Annotated in this window: 18 protein-coding genes and 1 pseudogene; 13 read left to right on the top strand and 6 right to left on the bottom strand. The window is 69.9% G+C overall.

Annotation, left to right across the window (positions count from 1 at the left end):
- Positions 1-227: 227 nt before the first annotated feature.
- Positions 228-677 carry a hypothetical protein gene (locus tag G3I53_RS13940; protein WP_164334458.1) on the bottom strand — a complete coding sequence of 150 codons (450 nt, stop codon included), beginning with the start codon at positions 675-677 and terminating at the stop codon, positions 228-230.
- A 231-nt stretch (positions 678-908) separates the two neighbouring features.
- Positions 909-1,346: a hypothetical protein gene (locus G3I53_RS13935; protein WP_164334459.1), complete on the bottom strand. Its 438-nt coding sequence runs from the start codon at positions 1,344-1,346 to the stop codon at positions 909-911.
- Between G3I53_RS13935 and G3I53_RS13930 the strand changes: the two genes are divergently transcribed.
- The 7 genes from G3I53_RS13930 to G3I53_RS13900 all read left to right on the top strand — a co-directional run bounded on the left by G3I53_RS13930 (position 1,345) and on the right by G3I53_RS13900 (position 8,983).
- Complete coding sequence (locus tag G3I53_RS13930; RefSeq protein ID WP_343240616.1) at positions 1,345-2,739, top strand: replication-relaxation family protein; 1,395 nt, start codon at positions 1,345-1,347, stop codon at positions 2,737-2,739. The two genes, G3I53_RS13935 and G3I53_RS13930, sit on opposite strands and share 2 nt — an antisense overlap.
- 1,001 nt (positions 2,740-3,740) lie before the next feature.
- On the top strand, positions 3,741-3,968 hold the full coding sequence (locus G3I53_RS13925) for a DUF2218 domain-containing protein (RefSeq protein WP_164334461.1): 228 nt from the start codon (positions 3,741-3,743) through the stop codon (positions 3,966-3,968).
- A gap of 5 nt (positions 3,969-3,973) precedes the next feature.
- Positions 3,974-4,375 carry a DUF6153 family protein gene (locus G3I53_RS13920; RefSeq protein ID WP_164334462.1) on the top strand — a complete coding sequence of 134 codons (402 nt, stop codon included), beginning with the start codon at positions 3,974-3,976 and terminating at the stop codon, positions 4,373-4,375.
- Positions 4,376-4,499: 124 nt separating this feature from the next.
- Entirely contained in the window at positions 4,500-5,132 is a 633-nt protein-coding gene (locus tag G3I53_RS13915) for a DUF305 domain-containing protein (RefSeq protein WP_164334463.1), read from the top strand.
- Positions 5,133-5,225: 93 nt separating this feature from the next.
- Positions 5,226-6,131 carry a F510_1955 family glycosylhydrolase gene (locus G3I53_RS13910; protein WP_164334464.1) on the top strand — a complete coding sequence of 302 codons (906 nt, stop codon included), beginning with the start codon at positions 5,226-5,228 and terminating at the stop codon, positions 6,129-6,131.
- 85 nt (positions 6,132-6,216) lie between these two features.
- The gene (locus G3I53_RS13905; RefSeq protein ID WP_203591901.1) at positions 6,217-6,369 is read left to right on the top strand and encodes a transposase; all 153 of its coding nucleotides are present in this window, start codon (positions 6,217-6,219) and stop codon (positions 6,367-6,369) included.
- Between the two features lie 619 nt (positions 6,370-6,988).
- The gene (locus G3I53_RS13900; RefSeq protein WP_203591902.1) at positions 6,989-8,983 is read left to right on the top strand and encodes a heavy metal translocating P-type ATPase; all 1,995 of its coding nucleotides are present in this window, start codon (positions 6,989-6,991) and stop codon (positions 8,981-8,983) included.
- A 211-nt stretch (positions 8,984-9,194) separates the two neighbouring features.
- On the opposite strand, the gene G3I53_RS13895 is transcribed toward G3I53_RS13900, so the two are convergent.
- Complete coding sequence (locus G3I53_RS13895) at positions 9,195-9,590, bottom strand: hypothetical protein (RefSeq protein WP_164334466.1); 396 nt, start codon at positions 9,588-9,590, stop codon at positions 9,195-9,197.
- 730 nt (positions 9,591-10,320) lie between these two features.
- Between G3I53_RS13895 and G3I53_RS13890 the strand changes: the two genes are divergently transcribed.
- The 4 genes from G3I53_RS13890 (at position 10,321) to G3I53_RS13875 (ending at position 15,184) form a co-directional block, all read left to right on the top strand.
- Positions 10,321-11,541 (top strand): ATP-binding protein, encoded by a 1,221-nt coding sequence (locus tag G3I53_RS13890; protein WP_343239709.1) that lies wholly within the window; start codon positions 10,321-10,323, stop codon positions 11,539-11,541.
- Between the two features lie 91 nt (positions 11,542-11,632).
- Positions 11,633-13,321 (top strand): Mu transposase C-terminal domain-containing protein, encoded by a 1,689-nt coding sequence (locus tag G3I53_RS13885; protein ID WP_164334468.1) that lies wholly within the window; start codon positions 11,633-11,635, stop codon positions 13,319-13,321.
- A complete protein-coding gene (locus tag G3I53_RS13880; protein WP_343239708.1) occupies positions 13,318-14,061 on the top strand; it encodes an ATP-binding protein in 744 nt (247 codons plus the stop codon). Before G3I53_RS13885 ends, G3I53_RS13880 begins: the two co-directional genes overlap by 4 nt.
- Before the next feature lie 13 nt (positions 14,062-14,074).
- A complete protein-coding gene (locus G3I53_RS13875) occupies positions 14,075-15,184 on the top strand; it encodes a hypothetical protein (RefSeq protein WP_203591903.1) in 1,110 nt (369 codons plus the stop codon).
- Positions 15,185-15,214: 30 nt separating this feature from the next.
- On the opposite strand, the gene G3I53_RS13870 is transcribed toward G3I53_RS13875, so the two are convergent.
- From G3I53_RS13870 to G3I53_RS13860, 3 genes and pseudogenes are all read right to left on the bottom strand, one after another.
- Positions 15,215-15,772: a helix-turn-helix domain-containing protein gene (locus G3I53_RS13870; RefSeq protein WP_164334469.1), complete on the bottom strand. Its 558-nt coding sequence runs from the start codon at positions 15,770-15,772 to the stop codon at positions 15,215-15,217.
- A 320-nt stretch (positions 15,773-16,092) separates the two neighbouring features.
- Positions 16,093-19,071 carry a hypothetical protein gene (locus G3I53_RS13865; protein ID WP_164334470.1) on the bottom strand — a complete coding sequence of 993 codons (2,979 nt, stop codon included), beginning with the start codon at positions 19,069-19,071 and terminating at the stop codon, positions 16,093-16,095.
- Between the two features lie 133 nt (positions 19,072-19,204).
- Positions 19,205-20,248: pseudogene (locus G3I53_RS13860) on the bottom strand (helicase associated domain-containing protein); the annotation flags it as partial.
- Between the two features lie 323 nt (positions 20,249-20,571).
- Here G3I53_RS13860 and G3I53_RS13855 point away from each other — a divergent pair.
- A complete protein-coding gene (locus tag G3I53_RS13855) occupies positions 20,572-20,931 on the top strand; it encodes a hypothetical protein (RefSeq protein WP_164334191.1) in 360 nt (119 codons plus the stop codon).
- Positions 20,932-21,190: 259 nt separating this feature from the next.
- A partial coding sequence (locus tag G3I53_RS13850) for a hypothetical protein (protein ID WP_164438304.1) occupies positions 21,191-21,454 on the top strand: 264 nt, incomplete at its 3' end.

Below are 21,454 nucleotides of genomic sequence, written 5' to 3'. Positions count from 1 at the left end.
TGCCATCGCCGTTTCGGCTTGCGATCAGGTCGCGGTCAAGGGGGTGTGTGATAGAGGAGCCCGCCCGGCTGCGGCGCGCGCCCGGTGCGGCGCGGCGGTGCCGGTGGACCGCACCACCGTGGTGCGGTGCGGTGCGGTGGTGCGGTGCGGTGCGGTGGTGCGGTGCGGTGCGGTGGTGCGCCCTGCGATGCGTGCCGCACCGCACCACCGCCGTCGCGAAGGTGCGGCTACGCGGTGGTGCGGTGCGCCGGGTGCGCCTCCATCGCCTGCTTCAGCCCCGCAGCCTCCAGCTGGCACAGGACGTCGGCGACGTCGCCGTGGTCCTCAGTGAGGATGTTCTCGGTGAAGCGGATGATGGTCTGGGCGATGCCCGGCGAGAAGGCCAGGCAGGCGCCGTCGGCGTGGGACAGGACCTCCAGGAGCAGTCGCCCGAGCGCCGCTGCCAGGAAGGAGTGCGCACACGGCTCCCCGTCGCAGTCGTCCACGGCGGTGACCGGGATGAAGATGCGCGCGGCGACGTCCAAGAGCAGCCGGCGCAGCTCCGGGCCCGTGTCGTTGGCGACCGCGCAGGCGGTGTCGATGTCCCCGGCCTGCAGCGCCCGGATGTAGTTGAAGGCGTCGGCGACGTCCTCCGGCTCCATCGGGGCGAGCGGCGTGGTGACGGTGTTCTCGGGCATGACAGCTCCTCACGTATCGGCCGCCTTGCTGATCGCGGCGACCTCGAAGCCACTCTCGAACTGCGGCCCTGTGGACAGAGTCCGGTCGCCGGGCGAGGGAGGGAGCCCTCCCCCCGCGCGCCGCTCGCGGCACCCCCTTGTCCACCTCCGCTACCTGCGACATCCCGCACCAAAAGGGACAGCGCCCGGGGAGGAGAGATCTCCGTCCCCGGGCGCTGCCCGGCTTCCGGCTCAGTTCAGGCCGTAGCCGCTTCGAAATCCCGCGCCGACGTTCTTACGGATGTCATCGAGGAACTGGTGAACCTGGTCGACCTCCTGCATGCATTCGATCAGGAAGCCGGCCGCGATCCACGCGGTGTGCGCCCCGGCCCCGCTCGCGAGGCACCACCGCTTGAGGTAGCGGCTCGCCACCGTCACCAGCTTCTCGGTGACGTACGCGGACTCGCAGTCGGCGTGCTCGTCGGGCACGGCGGTGAGGTAGCCGGCCAGCAGCAGCGCACCGAACTCACCGATCAGCCGCGCCAGCTCCGGGCCGTCGGCGTGGAACTCGGCCAGCGCGGCCTTCTCCTCTTCGCTGCCCTGCTCCTGCCAGACCAGCTCCACGTAGTCGCAGGCCCGCAGGATCTGCTCCGGGGCGAGCTGGGGCATCTTGGGCGACGTCGTCTCCATGACGGCTCCTTGCTGTTCGCTGGCCGGATGCCTGGTGCGCCCGGCCGGTCGCCCTACGGTGCGCGCCCGGCCCTGTGGACAGAGGCCGCGCTCCGGGACACGGTGCGGGCGTGACTCCGGTCACGGACAAACTTGGACTGCAAGGGGCGGTCAAGGAGGAATCGGGCGCAGGTTGTCGGTGGCCGTCAGACGACGGTCAAGGGGTGCTTCCTCACGGTGGCTCCGGCTCGTGCGCAGATCCGCGCGCGGGCCGGACGATTGCCGACCCGGCCGCGTACGGCCGGAGAAACCCGAGGACGCGATGACCACCGCACCCGACCCGCACATCCCGCCGGTCCTGGCGGACACCGCTGCGACGGCAAGCCCCGCTCCGAGCCCTGCGACAAGCCCCGCTCCCAGCCCCGCTCCCAGCCCCGCAGCCTCCAGCCGCCGTCTGACGGTTGTTGCTGATCAGACCCCCGATTCGCCTGCCCCGGCCGGTTGCAACTCCTCTTCTCCAGGTACTGATGTACCTGGAGAAGCGTCCCGGCCCCGGAAGGCCGCGGCGACGAAGGCCGGCGCGGACCTGCGCGGCGAGGTCCTGCTCACCCTCGCCCGGCTGCGCCTGGCCACACCCCGCCAGTTGAAGGCGCTGTTGCTGCCGCACCAGCAGGACACCGATCACGTCCGCCGCGCGCTGCGCAACCTGCTCGCCGAATCCCCGGCCCTGGTCGGCCGGACCCACCGTGCCCAGCAGAGCTACTGGTACTGCACCCCGGCGGGCCTCGCCGAAGCCGCCGCCTCCGGTGAGCTCGCGTCACCGGTCGGCCGGACGACGGGCAAGCGCATCGCGGCCAGTAAGACGGGCCTTCGGGAACACGGCCTCGCCCTGGTCGACACCGTCATCGCCTTCCACCAGGCGGAGGTGGCCGATCACGCGGACTGGCGGGTGGAAGTCGCCCACCCCACCCCGGCCGGGAACCTGGTGCCCGACGCCGTGGTGCTCCTGGCCAACGGCGCCAGCGCGTTCGTGGAGATCGACCGCACCATGTCCTACGCCGGCTTGCTCGCCAAGCTGGAGCGCTACGCTGCTTATCGCAGCGCACCGGCGTCCGGGCGCGGCAACGCCGCCCGCCCCCCGCGCAACCACTGGCAGGAGACCTACGCCGGTCCGTCACTGGAGCGGACCTTCCCGCTGCTGCTGTTCGTCTTCGCCCCGGCCAAGCGCCGCGCGGCCCCGGAAACGAGGGAGGCCGCCTTCCACGACCGCGCCCGGCCTAACTGGCAGATCACCGTGGCGACGACAACCCTGCACCAGCTCACCCATGACGGGGCCGACCGGCCGGTGTGGCGGATCGTCGGCCGCGGCGAGGAGGACCGGCGGGTGCTGGCCGCAGCGTCCAAGCCACGGTGAGCACAGCGGGCCCGGCCTCCACTCAGGCCGGGCCCGCCGGCTCTCCCCGGTCGTCGGTAGCGGCGATGATCACCGTCGCTCTTCGGTCGTTGTCAGTGGGCGAGCGGAGAATCACCGGATGGCCCATGAACCGGCGGAGACCGGCGAGTCCGAGACCCTCGCCATCTCCTTACGCACGTACCTGTCCGAGACCGGCTTCTCCTTCACCGGCCTGAACGGGAAGCAGGCGACCCAGGCCATCACCCGAGCTGTGGTGCAGTGGGTGGGAGCATCAGGGTGGAGGTGCAGATCGGAGGCGCAAATGCGCTACATCGAACCGCCCCGCCTGAAGAACGGCGGCTGCATCGCCTACTGGGAGCCGTCCTGGTCTGCCTACCTGGACCTGCGCGTGATCCGCAAAGACGGCCCACCTGTCGCCGTGGAGATCGACCGCGCGGACGAGAGCACCGCCGTGGACAAGCTCCGCGACGAAGCACTCCGCGGGCGCCCCGCGCTGTGGATCCGCTGGCACGGAGCGCTGCGCACCGAACTCCCGGCCGGTGTGGCGCGCCTGCACCTGCCCACGCGGTCCAGCAAAGCGCCCCTGCGGTACGACGCCCGCCCCGTCTGTCGGCCATCCTCTGTCAACAGACTGGGTGGGCATCCGATGAACCCGGACCTTCCCGAGCGCCGGGGCAGCGCCGACCCCATCAGATCCGCTGATGATCGGTGCAGGTGTGACGACAGACAGGCCCGCTCCTCCACCGGGAGAGGGCCCGGATGGCGAACCTGGTCTACAAGCGGGTCTCGACCGACCGCGGAAGCCGTATCTCCTCCAGCTCTGCAGGCGCTCACCCCGCAGGGGCCGGCATCCCGGTCACCGGCCCTGCGCCCGTCTCGGCGATGACGCGCAGGCACTGAGCGCGATGCGGGCCGGGGCAGAACAGGCCCGGGGTGTCTGATCCGGGGCCGAAAGCGGTGTGGGACACGATCGCTGTGCAGGTGCCCCACCGTGTGCACTGATGATGCGGATCGAGGCTGCGGGCGAGGAGAAACTCCGGCGGCTGCGGAACCTGGTGACCGGACACGTGGAGCGGTTCGGCCGGCGCGACGGATCGCAGGTGGACTGGCAGCGGGCTGAGCGGGGCAACAGCGCCCACACCAAGAACGACGGCTGCGACCGCTCAGTCATCGCCTGCCCCCGCCTGCTGGTGCCCGCGGCCGGTGCCGTGCAGCGGCCCGTACGATGAGCGCCATGGCCCGCACGCGCACCTTGGCAAGCGGACGCCCGAGTGGGTGTCCGCTTGCGCTGCTGGTGCTGGCGGTGCTGGCCGGTGTGCTGGGCATGCACGGTCTTGCGCCAGAGGCGGTGGTGGCGCAGACCGGGGCCGGTCACGAGATGGTGATGGCCGCGGCGGACGGTGTGCCCCACGCGGTCGGGGGATGCGCGCACACGGACGGCGGATCGGGTCACCTCGATCACGCCGATGGGACGTGCGCGGCCGCCGGGACCGCTTCGGCGTACACACCGCCGGCACTGGCCGGCACGCTGCTGGACACACCCGCCGCCTCTGCCCCCATGACGGCAATCGTCGGCTCCTCCCATGCCGGACGGGCCCCGCCCGACCTCTTCCAACTGCAGCTCCTACGGATATAGAGCGGCCCGCTCGGCACCCTTGTGCCCGGTGATGACCGGTGACGGGTGCCATGTCTCCCGCACGCCCTCAAAGATCCGTGACACCACGCGCCGTGACCGGCGCGCGTGAAGGAGTTGCACCACCATGATCCGCAAGCGTTCCCTCGTCCGCCGCACCACCGCCGTCGCCGCCGCATGCGCGACAGCACTTGTCCTGGCCGCCTGCGGCGGCAACGGTGACGACACCGGCTCGGCCGGGCACGGCGGCCACAACGCCACCGCCTCCCCGTCCGCCCCGGCGTCGCAGGGACAGCACAACGCGGCCGACGTGGCCTTCGCGAAGGGCATGATCCCCCACCACCGCCAGGCCGTCGAGATGGCCGACCTCGCCCCCGGCCGGGCTCAGTCGCCGGAGGTGAAGAAGCTCGCCGCCGACATCAAGAAGGCCCAGGACCCGGAGATCAGGACGCTGTCCGGCTGGCTGACCTCCTGGGGCGAGGAGGTGCCTGCCGAGGGCGCCATGGACCACTCCATGCACGGCGGTATGGAGGGCATGATGACGGAGGAGGAAATGGCCGAGCTCAAGGACGCCTCGGGTAAGGCCTTCGACACCGCCTTCATGGAGATGATGATCAAGCATCACGAAGGCGCGGTCGAGATGGCGAAGACCGAGCAGGCCGACGGCGCCTACACGCCCGCCAAGAAGATGGCCGTCGACATCATCGCCTCCCAGAGTGCGGAGATCGAGCAGATGAACGAGTTGCTCGGCAAGGACTGACCTGCGGCTGACAGAACGGGGCGGGCGCCAGGCAAGCGCGCCCGCCCCACTCGCCGCGCCCACCGCCTTATCTCCTCCAGTTTGGACACGACCATGACTTCCGTCCGCATACGGCGACGCGCCCGGCGCGCTGTTTACTTCCTGGCCGCCACCGGGCTGCTGCTGGCAGCCTGCTCCACCCCCACCACGGATCAGCACGCGGCCGTGCCCGACCCGGGGACCGGGCACCTGCACGGCCTGGGCGTCGACCCGGCCGACGGCGCCGTCTACGCCGCCGGCCACCACGGCGTCTTCCGCCTGGAACGTGGTACCGCGACCCGGGTGGCCGACCGCTACCAGGACACCATGGGCTTCACCATCACCGGGCCCTCCACTTTCCTGGCCAGCGGCCACCCCGCCCCGGCCGATCCCGATGCGCGCTCGCCCCACCTGGGCCTGATCCGCAGCACGGACGCCGGCCGGACGTGGCAGACCCTCTCCGCCGAGGGGGAGGCCGACTTCCACGCCCTCCAGCAGGCGGGCGACACGCTCTACGGCTTCGACAGCCAGAGCGAAAAGGTGTGGGCCAGCACCGACGGCGGCCGCACTTGGGACATTCGCGCCGGCCTGCCTCTGCTCGACCTCGCCGCCCACGCCGACAGCCCCGCGACGGTGTGGGCGGCCACCGGCGAAGGCCTCGTCCACAGCAGTGACGGCGCACGCAGCTTCCGGGCCGTCCCTGGCGCCCCGGCTCTGGTGGCGGTCGACGAACCGGAGCCCGGACTGCTGGTCGCCCTGGCCGCGGACGGCCGCCTGATCACCAGCCGCGGTGGCCAGACATGGACCGAACAGGGCCGCCTGCCCGCCGGCGGCGAGCCCGCCGTGCTCACCGCCGCAACCGCCCGGCATCTGCTGGCCGCCGACAGCACCGACACCGTCTACCAATCCACCGACGGCGGCCGCACCTGGACCGCGCTCCACCGGCCCTACCACCAGGCGGAACATCCTCAAGAGAGCTGATCCGCGCAGCTCCGCAGGGGTTATGTGACTGGTCGTGTGGCGGTCGTTGCTCGGTGTGAGTGCTTGTCGTCCGTACCGCAGTGAGGTGCCCGATGCCGGCTGGGCTCTGATCGAGCCGGCCCTCACGGCCTGGCGGGTGAGAGTGACCGGGCCGGGCACGGCCGCCCCGGTGCGTGGTCTGCGGGAGATCGCCAACGCGACCCTGTACGTCAACCGCACCGGCATTCCGTGGGAGTAGTCCGCCTCGCGGTCGGGCTCCAGCGCCGCATCGGCCACTGTGGGCAGCATGGCGCCCTTAGTGACCTGCCACGCCTGCCGGTCGTGCTCGAGGGGCCCGCGTTCCATGCGGTGACGGCTTTTTCAAGCGGCGCGCCTTCCATCGGTGGGCCGGCCTGCCCGGCTTTGTGGGTCTGCGCGGACGGCGTCCCGAGTAGCGACCGGCTCTGGAACCGATCAACCATCTATCCATGAGGAGATGACGAGGGTCGTGAACTCAGGTCCGGTCGGGAATCCGAGCGGTCGACGCGCGCGTTAGGCTCATACCCCCCTAGGGTATGAGTGGGACAGTTCCGAAGGCAGGGTCGCCCGGAGAGGAAGCGATGAGTACGCCCCATCACGAGCACGGATCGCACCCCGGCACACAGGACCGCGGGCAGGATCACGCCCGGGAGACCACGCATGGCCCGGAGCCTGAGCACGACCGGCACGGCGGCGTGGACACCGACGCCCTGCATGACCATGAACACGTCCACGACGGACACGGAGGTCAGGACCCGCACGCCGGTCACGGCATAGCGCACACGGGTCACGGCGGTCACGGTGACCATGTCGGGCAGTTCCGCCGCCTTTTTTGGATCATGCTCGTACTCGCCGTCCCCACCGTGCTGCTCAGCCCGATGTTCGCGACGGTCCTGAGCTACGAGCTGCCGGACGTCACCGGGCTCACGTGGGTCTCGCCGGTCCTGGGCACCGTGATCTACGTCTGGGGCGGCCGGCCGTTCCTGACCGGCGCCGTCAGTGAACTCAAGGCCCGCAGGCCCGGGATGATGCTGCTGATCGGCATGGCCATCACCGTGGCCTTCCTCGCGTCCTGGGGTGCCACGCTCGGGGTGCTGTCCCAGGAGCTCGAGTTCTGGTGGGAGCTGGCCCTCCTGGTCGTGATCATGCTGCTCGGTCACTGGGTCGAGATGCGTTCCCTCGCCCAGACCTCCTCCGCCCTGGACTCCCTCGCCGCGCTTCTGCCCGACGAGGCGGAGAGGATCGAGGGCGACACCGTCGTCGTGGTCGCCCCGTCGGAGCTTCGGCTCGGTGACGTCGTCATCGTCCGCCCCGGTGGCCGGGTCCCGGCCGACGGCGAGGTGGTCGACGGCGGGGCCGACGTCGACGAGTCGATGATCACCGGTGAGTCCAGGCCGGTGCGGCGCCGGGTCGGCGACCAGGTCGTCGCCGGCACGGTTGCGACCGACAGCGCGCTGCGGGTGCGGATCTCCGCCGTCGGGGACGACACCGCCCTCGCGGGCATCCAGCGCCTGGTCGCCCAGGCCCAGTCCTCCTCCACCCGCGCCCAGCGCCTGGCCGATAAGGCTGCCGGCTGGCTGTTCTGGTTCGCCCTGGGCGCCGCCGTGATCACCCTGGCCGCCTGGCTGCTGCTGGGTACGCCCGAGCAGGCCTGGATCCGTGTCATCACGGTGCTGGTCATCGCCTGCCCCCACGCACTGGGCCTGGCGATCCCGCTGGTGGTCTCCATCGCCACGGAGCGCGCCGCCAAGGGCGGGGTGCTGGTGAAGGACCGCATGGCGCTGGAGCAGATGCGCACCGTCGACGCCGTTCTCTTCGACAAGACCGGCACCCTGACCAAGGGCGAGCCCACGGTGACCGGGGTCGAACCCGCCGACGGCCGTGGTGAGGACGAGGTGCTGGCCCTGGCGGCAGCGGCGGAGAGCGACAGCGAGCACCCCCTGGCCACGGCCATCGTCGGGGCGGCACGGACGCGCGGGCTGGAGGTGCCCGGTTCCATCGCCTTCTCCTCCTCCCCGGCCGTGGGGGTGCGGGCGGTGGTGGGCGGCGCTGTGATCGTCGTGGGCGGTCCCTACCTCCTTCAGGAGCACGGCCTCGACGAACTGCCCGTCGCCGACGCGTGGCGGAAGGAGGGCGCGATCATCCTGCACGTCCTTGCCGACGGCCGGGTGATCGGCGCGCTGCGGCTGGCCGACGAGGTCCGGCCGGAGTCCCGCGAGGCGGTGGACGCTCTGCACGCGGCGGGCATCCAGGTCGTGATGATCACCGGTGATGCCCGTGCGGTGGCCGAGACCGTCGCCGGGGAACTGGGCATCGACCGCGTGTTCGCCGGGGTGCGGCCCGAGGACAAGGCGGCCAAGGTCGCGCAACTCCAGTCGGAGGGGCTCAAGGTGGCCATGGTCGGCGACGGGGTCAACGACGCCCCGGCCCTCGCCCAGGCCGACGTGGGCATCGCCATCGGCGCCGGCACCGATGTCGCGATCGCCTCCGCCGGAGTCATCCTCGCCTCCGACGACCCGCGCTCCGTGCTGTCGGTCATCCGGCTCTCCCGCGCCGCGTACCGCAAGATGAAGCAGAACCTGTGGTGGGCCGCCGGATACAACCTCATCTCCGTGCCGCTGGCCGCCGGCGTGCTCGCCCCCGTCGGCTTCGTTATGCCCATGGCCGTGGGTGCGCTGCTGATGTCGTTGTCCACCGTCGTGGTAGCGATGAACGCTCAGCTGCTCCGCCGTCTCGACCTTAGCCCCGGGGCCAGTGCCGGCGCCGTCCGCGGCGCTCCGCCCGCGCACGCCGGGCAGTTCGACCGGGACGACGCAGCCGTCGTGCACCACTGAGCCCGCAGGGTTGTCCTGTCGGGGTCGTGAAGCCAGAGCGGTCGAGCAGGCCGTCGCCACCATTCTCGCGGGCTACGGCCTCTGCGAGCGACTGCTGATCGCCTCCCGCACGCGGGAGCAGGTGGTGGCTCTGGTCGCCGATCCCGAGGACATGCCGCAGCCCGTGCGGCCCGAAGCACGCCGTGTGGAGGACCCGACCGACTGTCACACCTCATCGTCGCGGGCCGCCTTCACCAACAATCCTGCCGCCGGTGACGACGTGCGGATGGATAGGGCGGCGGCCAACGCTAGACGACGTGGGTACCCCCACCGCGGCCTGGCTGCAGGCCGCGGACGCGAGCCTGACCGTGCTCAGCAACATCGCCTTCGTCACCGACTGGGCCCGCCGGTACTTCGGATCCTGGTGGAACGCCTCCGACTCGCCCGCGAGCGGCGTCTGCTCCGGGCCGCTGGTCACCGGCATCGATGAGAAGGCATCACGGGCCTCGCCGCGCTGGTGCGCTCCTGCCCCCATGACGAGGTCACCTACGCCAAGGCCCGACTGCTGCTCGCCCGGGCCAGCGCCGGCACCAGCCCTGGCATCTGCCCGGAAGAAGGACTCGCCCACCGCTCCGAGCAGCTCGGCGGCCCGTCACCCTCTCCGCTGCACTGCGCAGCCACTGGCGCTGGCCGCCGCACGGATCGCCCGGGAGATGATCAGTGCGTCCCTGCTGCGCGACGCCTGGACGCTCCTGCATGCCTCCGCCACCATCCGTGACGGCCAGGCGGTCCTCGTCTTCGGCTCCAAGGGCGCGAGCAAGACCCACCACGGTCTTGCTGCCGGCCAGTCGCGGCACCCCCGGACAGCGCGCCTACCAGCACCGTGCTGCAGCCGCCGGCCTCACCCTCTGTCCCGCCCGCTCTACACCCTCCTCCTCCGGGGTCTCGCTCGGGTGAATTCGGCCCCGGGCGAGAACCCGGTCCGGGCCGGGTGCGTCGTGCCGGTCATGGAAGCGATCAACGATGTGCATGTGTCCGAGCCGGGTCTGATTGCGATGTGCCGGTTTGGTGTCAGTGGGTGGGTGTCAGTGACGGCGCATCAGAGGTGGGTGTTTTCGATGGTCGGGTGCTGAGGAAGGGCGTGGTCACTGTCATGGGGCGGTTTCTGTAGCGGCGTGGCTGTCATGGGGCGGTACACCTCGTTCCGCTCCACTGTTTTGAGAACGGCACTTCTGATCCTTCCGGGGGCTGCGCGGCGGCACGGTGGCCGGTAACGGTGTCCGCGGGCGGAAGGGTGTGGGGTGGGGGAGCCGGGCGCGTGGGGTGAGGTCACGGCGGGGTTGAGGGTGTCCAGGCCGGTGCTGGTTGCGCGGCTGCTGGAGCTGGATGCGGCCGGGGCGTTGACGACGGCGCATGTGCGGGCGGGCGCCCAGGTCGGCGGGGTGAATGTGCGCACGGTGTGGCGCTGGCTGGATGCGGCGCGGACGGAGGGCCGCATGGAGCGCAGGCCGCGGGCCCGGCTGGAGTTGCCCGACCAGATGTGGGAGGTGCTGGCGCAGGCGGGCGGGAATGTGGCGGCGCTGCACCGGCATCTGAAGGCGGCCGGGGGCGAGGTGCCCTCGCTGGCGTCGTTGCACCGGGTGGTGCGCCGGGACTTGGAGGCTGGCAGGGTCCTGCCGGACCGCGCGGTGGTGCGGCGGGAGCGGGATGAGCAGCAAACGCGGCAGGCACTGGCTGACCTCGCCCTGGCCGGGCCGCAGGGGGGCGGCGCGGTGAAGACGTCTGCGCCACCGCGTCTCGGGCCAGAGGCGACCAGCGGCTTGCCGGTGGGGCAGAGCGGTGCGCTGGCGGGTGTGGCGTTGCCGGCGGGAGCGCAGCTGGTGCGGACGTCGTGGGTGCGGGCGGTGGCCGAGGCGGTCGGGCAGGCGATGGCGTCCCAGGGTGCGGTGTGTGTGTTCGGCGATCCGGGCCGGGGCAAGACCGCGGCCGTGCGGATGGCGCTCCACGAAGTGCCCCCGGGCTGGAAGGTGACGTGGGTGCCGGTGCCGGTGCGCCCGTCGGTGGCTGGCATGAGGCGGGCGGTATTCGACGCGCTGGGGCTGGCGGGCCGTTTCCCGCACACGTCGGCGCTGGCCGACGCCGCGGTCACGGGGGCCTTGGGTGAGGCGCGGGTGCTGGTGGTCGACGAGGCACAGCGCCTGCCCGTGCCGTGCCTGGAGTACCTGCAGAGCCTGTGGGACCACCCCGGCACCCGGGTCACGCTGGTGCTGTGCGGGGCGGGCAGCGAGCGGGCGCTGTCCGGGCTGCCGCAGCTGGCATCGCGGGTGGTGGCGTGGCAGGAGGTTCCACGCTTGACCGGAGCGGAAGTGGCGACCGTGGTGACCGGCTTCCATCCGCTGTGGCGCACCGTACCGGCTGCGGATCTGACGTGGATCGACCGGTCGTGCGCGCACGGCACGTTCCGCACGTGGGCCGCTTTGACTGCGCACCTGCAGAACGCGCTGCTCACCATTGCTGATGCATCCATCGACCGGGCCTTGCTGAGGCGGCTGTTCCAGCGGGTCGCGCCGCCACTGTGAACGGAGCGCTCCTGCAAGCAACGGGAGGGCGATCGCATGCTCCCGGCCACCGGCAAGCACACGACGTCCCACCCGCGTGAGGGGAGCTGACATGAAGGACGGCGACGCCATCCGCCCAGACGGCGGACTGCCTGCGGCGTCGAGGACGGCACTGCGCGGTCCGGCCGTGCGGCGGCTGCTCGCACTACGGGCAGGGAAGAAGCTGACAGCAGTCCATGTACGGGTGGCCGCGGACGCGTTAGGAGTGTCGGAGCGCACGGTGTGGCGCTGGCTGGCCGCCGCTCAGAGGGATGAGACCGCGGCCGCTAACCCCGGCGCACGCTCCCGGGGCGATGCAAGGTTCACGGTCACGCCCGAGGTCCGTGGGCTGTTGGCGTTGTGGAAGGGGAACGTGCGGGCGGTCCACCGCGAACTGGTCCTGCGTGCTGCTAGGCAGTCTCCGCCTGCCAACGCACCGTCGCTGACGACGCTGCACCGGGCGATTCGCCGTGATCTGGCGCCGGGGGAGCGGGCGGGGCTCGCGGGTGGGGAGCGGGCGGCGCGCAAGCATGATGTGTTCCTGGCCCGGCCGCGGGGTTGGCGCAATCAGGTGTGGGAGACGGACCACATGCAGGCGCCGGTGCTGGTCGATGTCGAGGGCAAGGCTCGCAGGCCGTGGATCACCTGGTTCACTGACTGCGCGACGAACGCGGTCACTGGTGTCGCGGTCACGCCGGGGGATCCGTCGCGGGAGTCGGTGCTGGCCGCGCTGCGCTCCGCGGTTCTGCGTGAGGACCCCTACGGTCCGTTCGGCGGCGTGCCCGAGAAGGTACGCGTCGACCGTGGCAAGGACTTCCTGTCCCGGACGGTGACCGCAGCGTTCGATCTCCTGGACGTCACCGTGGAGGACCTGCCCGCCTACACCCCCCACCTCAAGGGCACCGTGGAGGGCCTGAACCGGGCGGTGGAGAGCATGTTCCTGGCCTCGCTGCCCGGCTACGCCCGCCAGCCGCGCCCAGGCAAACGCTCCTCCCGTCCGAAGGACGAAGTGCTGTTGGGCTTCGAGGACTTCACCACCCAGCTTCTGGCCTGGACGCTCTGGTGGAACACCGAGCACCGTCCCGCGCCGTTGCGGGGCAAGACCCCGCTTCAGGCGTGGCAGGACGATCCCACCCCGCTGCGGGACGTGCCGGCCGCGGATCTGTGGACGTTCACCTTGGAGGACGCCGGCACCCGCACGCTGACCACCCGCGGCATCCGCTTCCGGAAACGCGACTACGTGGGGCCGTGGATGACCGGCCAGGCCGGGATCCAGGTCCGCATCCGCTTCATGCCCCACCACGACCACCGCATCGAGATCTACCACGCCGCCACCGGCCGCTACCTGGGCCCCGCGGACCTAGCCGACCAGGCCACCGACGAACAGATCAGCGCCGTACGGCGAACACGGGCCGCCCGTGCTCGCCGTCTGAAGAAGGACTTGGAGGCCTCGCAGCGCGAGCGCTACGCCGCCGTGAACCAGCCCGCGGCACTTCAGCGGCTTGGCGTGCTGACCACCGCGCAGGCCGAGGCCGAACTCGCCCAGACCGCCGACGCCGACCTCGCGCAGCTCGCGATGCCGGACCTCATCCCGCCCGCCGCGCCCCCGGCCGATTGGCGCACCCCTGCTTCCCTAGCCGCGCTGACCACGCCAGGCCCGCCCATCCTGCACCCGTCCGGCCGTGGTGGCGCTTCCGTCCCGGACGGCCGCGACGGGAGGGCTACACCTCTCACCACCGATGAAGACGGAGACGCCTCGTGACCGCGGCCACCTACCAGTACGTCGACCTGCCCGATGCCTCTGTGGTCACCACCCGCGCCTTGCTCACCGCCCGGGAGAACATCGCCGACACGGTCGCCGCGCGGGCCATGATGTGCATCCACGGCGGGGCCGGCTTCGGCAAGACCCTCGCCGTCAACACCTGCCTGCGCGGACTCGAACCGCACGAGGACGTCCGCAAGATCACCTTCCGTGCCCGGCCCACCGCCCGCGCGGTGCGCTACGAGTTGTTCACCGCGCTCGACTTGGCCGGTGAACCGCCGCGCCACCCCAGTGAATTCGACCGTCTACTGAAGACCGCTCTGGCTGAACGCCCTCGTACCTTCCTGGTGGATGAGGCCCAGTGGCTCAACGGGGAGGCGTTCGAATATTTCCGCTATCTGTGGGACGAACCGGCCACCCAGCTGGCGATCATCTTCGTCGGCGGGGAGGGCTGCCACACCGTGCTGCGCCGCGAGCCGATGCTGTCCTCCCGGATCTTCATCTGGCAGCACTTCACCCGCCTCACCCCCAGCGAAGTCCTCGAAGCCATCCCCCTGTTCCACCCCATCTGGGCCGACGCCGACCCCGACGACATCACCTTCGCCGACAGCCACGCCGCACACGGCAACTTCCGCGCCTGGGCCCAGCTGACCGCCCACACCCGCACCGCACTGGCCCGCACCGGCCGCCCACGCGTCGACCAAGAGCTGCTGCGCTGGGCCTTCAGCCGCCTCGCCTGACCACCACGCCGCCATGCCGCTCGCCGCGCCACCGCCCGTCACCGTGGTCATCGACCGCCATGACGACGTGATTCACACGCACACCGCCCTGGCCGCCCACCATCCGCCGTCCGGCCGGATCACCCTGCACCCCGGCCCGGGCACCACCAGCGAAACCGGCCTCGCCCACGACCTTCTCGCCGCCCTGGAAAAGCCGCCCCTGCTTCCAGGCCGTTTTCCTGGTGGCCGTCAGCCAGCATGGGAAGCCGCCACGGCCTGGATCACTGCTCTTCCCGTCACCCGGCTGATCGTCCTGCGCGCCCACCGCCTCACCGCCCGCCGCGCGATGCGCCTCCTGCAACTGCGCACGCTCACCGGTATCCACCTGATCTTGGTCTGCCACCGGCCCCACCTGCCCACCGCCCTGCACCAAGCCCTGCAAGCGGCCGACCACATCATCACTACCGACTTTCAAACCGCCCGCCGCCACTACTACGGCGCGACCGCCCCCGTGCCCCTGCCTGCAGACCAACCGGGCCGGCCAAGCAGCCGATGGCTCACCCTGCCTGCACTCGACCGCCTCGTCTCCTACGACAGTCCCAGCCCATGCGCCGCCCCGTGCACGCCGCCGCCGATCGTCTGGCGGCACCGCCCACCGCCCACACCTCTCACCCTGTACGCTGCCCAGCAAGTCGCTCATCGGCTTCATGGGGTGACCGCGCACCCTCGCCTGGCCGCGACCGTTGCCGCTGCACTGATCACCGGTGCGTCCCTCCAGCAACTTGCTACCGCACGCCCTCGCGACTACGACGACGCTGCGGCCACACTCGCCCTGCACGACCGCGCCCGCTACACCGACGGCTGCGCCGCCTACCCCGTACCGCCCTGGGCGGGTGTCTTCCTGCGGGCCGCGGCCTGCTTCGCCCGGCTCGTATCCGGCGAGGACCACGAATTGTTCGCCACGCCAGGAGGCCGTGCCCTCCTGCTGCGCGTGGCTGAGACGGCCAGGCTGCGCCCGTCCCAGCCGCCTGTGGCCCGCCGCCAAGGCCCGGCCGGCCGTGTGGAGTGGGACTGGCGCGAGCGGCAGGAAGCCAACAGGTACGAAGCGATGCTGGCCGTACGCACCAGGCACTCGCGGCGCTGAAGGCCCCTGACGCGTCCGAACAGGGCACGCTCATCCGATCGAGAAGTCGGCGAACTCGAGGTCGCTGAAGGCGATGTGCAGGCCGTGGGCGCGGCGACCCCCATCGCGGAAGTAGGCATGCCCCAGCGCGCGGGCGAGGATCACCATCTGCTGCTGCTCACCCGCGCCGGCGTCCCGGGCGGCGAACAACTCCCGGGCTACCTCTCCCGGCAGGTACTGGGTGATCCACCGCACCCGCGGGTCGTCCGAGGAACCGGCCGCAGCAGCGAACCCGAATCGCGCCCTGGTGTGGAAGACGAAGCCCTCCGCTTCGGCCTGGGCGCGCCGGCGAGCTCGTATTCGAGGCTGCCACCGAGCCAGGACTGCTTCCTCAATCGCCCGCAGATGCAGCGGGCCTGGCGGGCGACGCGCTCCGGGCTTCTTTGTCACCCACCTCTGCACGGTGCGCTGCGACACCCCAAGGACCGCGGCCACCTTCTGGGTGGAATACCGATGCGTTGCCAGCAGAAACCGCAGGCGAGCCTCGGTGCTCAAGGGAACGGGCCGGGTGCGCAGCGCCTGCCCCAGCCCTTGCTCGATATGCCCCACGTGCGCCTCCCCATGCGGCCAGTCGACAGGCCGGCATCCTGCAGCCCGTGACTTCAGTCCTCCCACACCGCTCGCCCTCGCCCGCCAGTTCCAGCGTCTTCGGGACAGCACCGGCCGACGTCGGCTACGGGAGCCGGGATGGGGTGTCCCGACCCCCGGGCCGGCCTGCTGCGCCTTGCTCGGACTCCGCACCAGATGCGGGGCTGCCCGAGTGGAGAAAGGGACTCGAAGACTGCATGCCTAGCTTCAGGACCACGGCGACCGGGGCCGTTGAAGTACCGGGTTGATGACGCGCTGTCGCTACTGCCTTGAAAGGCGGATCAGTCGGCGTAGTAGTTGTCTGTGGTGTGGTCCTCGGCGATGGCGAGCAGGAGTGTGGGTCCGACAGGTTGCCGGTTCTGGCTGGGTTTGAAGGTGGCACCGAGCATGGCTTCGATAGTCCAGTGCGTGGATGGCAAAGCGCTGAGGGCGAGGTCGAGTGAGGCTGCGACATCCTCGTTCTGAAGGGCCTGCACAAGAGGTTCCGCCGGTCCGCTGTGTAGGACGACAGGAATGGCGGTTCCAGGCGGAGGGCCGGAGAGACAGTAGCGAGAGTCCGACAGCGTCGCGAGGCCGCTTCGTAGGACTTGTAGATCCTTGTCGCTGAGGCCGACAGGTTCCACGAGTTCCTCGAGGTAGGCAGGCAACGAGACGGTCTTCGGGTCTGGACCATAGAAGAGAGTGACGTGACCCAGCACACGGAAATGGGCTTCCGTACCATCGGCGCCCTCAAGGGGAATGCTGCGTGTTGACATACCCTGCCAGGCACCTATCGCCTGCACCTCAGTCTCAGGAATCGCCAGCGCGCGGTAGGCATTGAGCATGCTGGTGAGCCGTGCGTCGTGAGAGGGAACCTCCATGGCCATCTCTTCCAGCACAAGGGCGGCAGCGGCTCGGCGTGCGGCTCCGGCTGACGCAGCGGAGCTGATGCGGTCGTAGACGAGCCGACGGTAGGTGTCTGTGCTGGCGATGCGCAGGAGTGTTGTGGCGAGGCGCGGTACGTCAACGACCGGTGGGCGGTCCAGGACGCTGAGCAGCCGTTCGATGAGACCTCGTTCGAAGCGGGGCCGTTTAGCGGCGAGGTTGTCATCGAGGACATCCGCGGCGAGTGCTGGCGCGGCGGGGTAGCGGGCGTTCAGCCGGTGGGGATCGGAGTCGAGTTGTTTGAGTAGGTCGAGGATTCTCTTTTCGAAGCGTTCGGAACGTAGGAGGAGCTCGCCAGCGGCGAGCAGCCAGGTGTTGCGCCAGTGGGGGTGGTGGGCGATCAGTCGTAGCCGGGACATCACGACAGCGTCATCGCCTTCGGCGATGGCGCGCGCGGCCATCAGCTCTTGGAGGGTGCGGATGTCGAAGCCGACTCCGTTGTCCCGGGGACCAAGTAGGACGAGCCGGTGGGTGGCGGCTTCGACTAGGGCTCCGGCATGGGTTTCAGCGTCGGCGGGTGTGAATCCGCGGTCCAACAGGCGCTGCAGGGCAATGTCGTGGAGACCATGAGGGCTGATCGTTGCTTCGGCTCCGTCCGCGGTTTCGGAGGCGGCTTGGAGGATGAGACCGACGTGCTCGTGGAGACGGTCGATTTGGGTGCGGTGCTGGGAAAGGAACCGTGCGATGGGGATGTCTTTGGCGACTTCCCGATCGAACATCGTCCGGTAGTACATGTCGAACAGCGTGAACCGGTCAGGGGGCAGCGTGGGGAATTTTTCCACGATGAACGACATGATCGTCACCTGTAGCGGTGTCTCCATCAGGCGGATCGTCACCGGGTCACGAGCAGCGTCTCGCATGCGTGCGGCCACCTTGATCCGCATCTCGTCATCGTCGGTGAAACGCTTGTCGGTGATCTGCTGAGCGAAGGCTGCTGCCTCACCGGCAGGGAGTCGCTGCAACTGCAGGTGTTCGAAGCGGTCTGCGGGGAAGCGCTCGTCGTAGCCGGTGGGGCGGGTGGTGACCACGATGAGGAGATCGGCGTCGAGGTCCTCGGCACTGGTGAGCAGGTCGTCGATCTTGCTGTAGATGAGACGGCGAGCGTCAACCGAGGGAACTTCATCAAGGCCATCGAGGATCAGAGCCCACGGCCATGCTCGGAGCCACCCACGGAGCGCGCTGGGAGAGATATTCCGGTCGGTGCGTTCGGACAGCCGTGTGGAGATCCATCGCAGCAGGGAAACCTCGGCGCCGCTGGCCAGCTCCTCGGCATACTTGGCGAGGTCGATACGTGTCGGCCAGCGACGGTTGCTGGGGACTGACAGTCCGAGTCGGGCGAGAGCCGAGCGTGTGCCGTCGATGACTTCCTGGACTGAAGGCCCCGGACTGGCGCCCGTGAGTAGTGCCACCCGGTAGGCCTGCGCGATGAGTTGGCTGAGGGTGGACTTGCCCTGTCCCGGGCCGCCGACGAGCACAACGTTGGATCGCTTGATGCGGTCTGGTTGGCGCTGACGCAACACCATGTCGCCAAGCTCCAGCACACGCTGAACGGCTCGGACGGTCAGGTCGCCGTCGGGACTGCCGAGAGTTGCGGGCAGGTCAATCGCGATGTCGTCGAGCCAGAGCTTCGCCTCACCCGGACCGCCTGACTGACTCAGCCGGATCCAGCGGTCGTCCTTGATCGCATGAAGGAGCTGCTCGCGCAACGGGTCCTGTGCATCGAAGGTCCCCAGGCTGACCCAGTCGGGGGCCAGTTTCGCCAGAACGTCACCGGCCGTCAGAAGAGCGGGAAAGGCGTAGCGAACTTCCTGGTTGGCATCCAGCATCGAGCGGATCTGGTCCCCATGCCAGATCGCAAAGTCTTTGACCCGCAGGCCGCTACGGGTGGTCTCCATCTCAGTCAGCCGTTTCCTCACGGCCTGGTTCACTTTGTCAATCCCGCCAACCTTGGCAACAGCGGACAGGTCGACGTTGGTGACAAAGATCAAATAATCGGGAAGACGAGAGCGGGTGCTCGCTTGCGCAGCTCTGATCCAACCGTCGATCTCGTTCTTGATCTGCGCCTGCAACCACAGAGCGTTGTCGTGTGGGGTCTGCCCGGGCTTCACATGGAATTTGGCCTGCAGGACGGTGTACCCCGACCAGCAGTCCAAGCGGTCCGCGCCCCCGGCCGATGTGCTGGACCAGTTGATCGTGCCTTCGAACGTTGCCTCACGGCCGCCGTCGCGTCCGTCACCGAAAACCTGCACCCCCGGTCCGATGTCTCGACGAGCCAGAGCAACCACGAGCTGCTCAAAGGCGCGAGTTCCAAGGCGTGTCAGGTCATAGTCGGGCACGTGGTTCACTCTGCCAGAATCGAGGATTGCTCGTGGGTTGAGGGAGGAGCCTCGGCCCCCGGCTGAGGAGACGCGGGCCCCAACCCCTGACAGGACATGGCCAGGACCGCATTCCGATGGCCAGCAGACGTGCTCACGCCCACTGCATGCCCAGTTCCCGCAGTGCGGCGCGTTGCTCCCCAGTGAGCTTGTCGCACCTCGCGCGGGTGTTCGATACCCACACGCCCAGCTTGACGACCACTGGCTCCGTCTCGCCGTCGACCGTGATCTGTTCCCTGTGCCCCCTCGGCACGGGCCGGTGGGCGCCTTCTCGCTCGACCCACTGTGCGAGGGCCGCAAGGCCGCGCTGGAATGCCTGCTGCGCCTTGCTCGGACCCTTCGCCGCACGCCCCGCCGCCTGGGCCGGCGACGGCGCCTGAAGCGGCTTGATGCCTAGCCTGGACAGCCGCTCCTGCTGCTCGTTCGACAGCTGCGCCCAAGTGGCCGGCTGTTTCTGCCGCTGGAGCCACCGGCCGATGTCGTCGCCGTCCATGAGTACGCCGGGTGCGATGTCGGGCAGGTGGCCGTCGGCGTCGACGAGGTCGGCGAGGACGCGGAAGTGGCGTTGCCAGTCCAGGGGCCACGGACAGTCCCAGTCGGGGTCGATCGCGGTGAGCTGCGCCGCACGCTGCTCCGCCCGCTTCGGGTCCTTGCCCAGGCCGTTCTTCTGGCCTTTGCGCCGGAGGTTGGCCATGTGCTGCCCGACCGGCACAGGCCCGTTGCCGGCCGGATTGTCCCAGACCGCGTCCTGACGCGGGGCGAGGTGCCCCGTGGCCCGGTGGTAGGAGCGCAGCGCGGCGAGCTTGCTCTCCCAGGCTTCCTCGCCGGGCTCCCACACCATTCCGGCCTCCGGCAAGTCGAGCAGCTCCTTGCGGCGCGGCTCCAGCTCACCCGCCCGCAGTGCCTTGCGCTGCTGGTGCACCCACCTGCCCAGCGGGAAGTCCTTGGTGACGCCCACTGTCGTCTCGGTGTCGTATGGGACGGCGTACAGGCCGGTGATCTCGTTCTCGGCGCGCCAGCGGATGAGGGCCTGGTAGCCCTCCAGCCACACCAAGCTCTCCGGCCGGTACACGCGGGTGCGCAGGAACGCCGCGATCGTCGCCGCGTCCCGGGGAGTGCTGAAGTGGAGCAGGGCGGATGTCGGTTATTCGTGCGGTTGAGACATTCTTGGTAGGGATGCGGCATCCCAGATCACAGGCTTGTCGTGGAGGGGCCTCGGGATCCCATACATCCCATCAGGGCGGGTCAGCCACACATACGGCCCAACCTCATTTTCTATGAGCACAGTTGAGATGTTGCATTTCATGGTGACGGGTGTGTCTCAACTGTACGGATAATGGCTTGGGATTGGGCTCCTAAGGCGGGAAGTTGATCTTGCTTGGGGGAGGGTGGGGAGCCGCTGGGAGAGAGGCCGGCGGAGGAGTCGCCAGGGTTGCCTTCTTTGCTGCGTACGAAATCCCGGTGGCGATGCGCCATCGGCTGCAAGGACATGCGCGGGACTCCTACCAGGTGGCCCTGGATGTCTTCGACGGGCAGGCAGTGGCCCAGATGCTCACCCAGGGCGACCTGATCTGGATCGCCCAGCGGTTTCTGGACCTGCCCTCGGCCATGATCCCGGACGAGCCGGCCCAGGCGCAGCCGCACTGGTACCGCGCCACCCTGACCGCCGTGCGGGAGCGGGCGGGAAAGCGGCTCACCCCCGGGGCCCTGTCCGAGGTGCGCGACGGTTTGCGGCACGCAGTGCTCGACGACGAAGCCCGGGTGGATCTGCCCGAGTGGGTCGATTCCGCACCGCGACCTGCTCAACGACACACCGCATGAAAACGGGAGCCTGCTCCCCCCCAGCCACGTGAGAGACGACCGTGCGAACAGACAGGCTCGGTGGCAGCGGCGCCGGGCTGTCTGATCGGCCTCCTGCCATAAGCGCCGGCGCTGATGGCGCAGGGGCCCCGGCACACCGTCGGGAGACCCCCCATACGGTCGTGCTCGCGGTGAAGCATTGTCTGAGCGGCGCGCACCAGGTCTGCAGGTTCTTTAGTCTGGCTACAGGAGCGGACACGGGCAGCAAGGGAATTGGACGATGATGGCGACCCATGAGGCCGGCGGCGCAGACCATACCCAGGCGCTCTTGTGGTCTGCTCCCGAAGGTCCACTGCCGGCGCCGCCCATCGACACCAGGGCGCAGGTGCTGCCCGTCGGCGACCTGGAGTGGCCCGACGCAGAGCGTCTGTTCCTCAGGCTGCTGCACACCGTCCGGCCCGTCCAGTACGCCAAGCTCTTCGGTGTGCCGGGTCAAGCCCAGGGCGGGATCGACGCTTACGCTCGGCTTCCGCTCGACCTGGCG

Source organism: Streptomyces sp. SID14436 (assembly GCF_010548465.1).
GTDB lineage: Bacteria > Actinomycetota > Actinomycetes > Streptomycetales > Streptomycetaceae > Streptomyces.
Note: the sequence above shows the minus strand (reverse complement) of the source record. Positions and strands in the feature narration are given on the sequence as shown.

What these genes read in the sequence shown, in the direction of transcription:
- G3I53_RS13885 (WP_164334468.1), top strand. Translation starts at nt 11,633, where the DNA reads ATGAAGGACGGCGACGCCATCCGCCCAGACGGCGGACTGCCTGCGGCG.
- G3I53_RS13930 (WP_343240616.1), top strand. Translation starts at nt 1,345, where the DNA reads ATGACGGCTCCTTGCTGTTCGCTGGCCGGATGCCTGGTGCGCCCGGCC.
- G3I53_RS13910 (WP_164334464.1), top strand. Translation starts at nt 5,226, where the DNA reads ATGACTTCCGTCCGCATACGGCGACGCGCCCGGCGCGCTGTTTACTTC.
- G3I53_RS13900 (WP_203591902.1), top strand. Translation starts at nt 6,989, where the DNA reads ATGCTCGTACTCGCCGTCCCCACCGTGCTGCTCAGCCCGATGTTCGCG.
- G3I53_RS13935 (WP_164334459.1), bottom strand. Translation starts at nt 1,346, where the DNA reads ATGGAGACGACGTCGCCCAAGATGCCCCAGCTCGCCCCGGAGCAGATC.
- G3I53_RS13940 (WP_164334458.1), bottom strand. Translation starts at nt 677, where the DNA reads ATGCCCGAGAACACCGTCACCACGCCGCTCGCCCCGATGGAGCCGGAG.
- G3I53_RS13920 (WP_164334462.1), top strand. Translation starts at nt 3,974, where the DNA reads ATGGCCCGCACGCGCACCTTGGCAAGCGGACGCCCGAGTGGGTGTCCG.
- G3I53_RS13875 (WP_203591903.1), top strand. Translation starts at nt 14,075, where the DNA reads ATGCCGCTCGCCGCGCCACCGCCCGTCACCGTGGTCATCGACCGCCAT.
- G3I53_RS13915 (WP_164334463.1), top strand. Translation starts at nt 4,500, where the DNA reads ATGATCCGCAAGCGTTCCCTCGTCCGCCGCACCACCGCCGTCGCCGCC.
- G3I53_RS13925 (WP_164334461.1), top strand. Translation starts at nt 3,741, where the DNA reads ATGATGCGGATCGAGGCTGCGGGCGAGGAGAAACTCCGGCGGCTGCGG.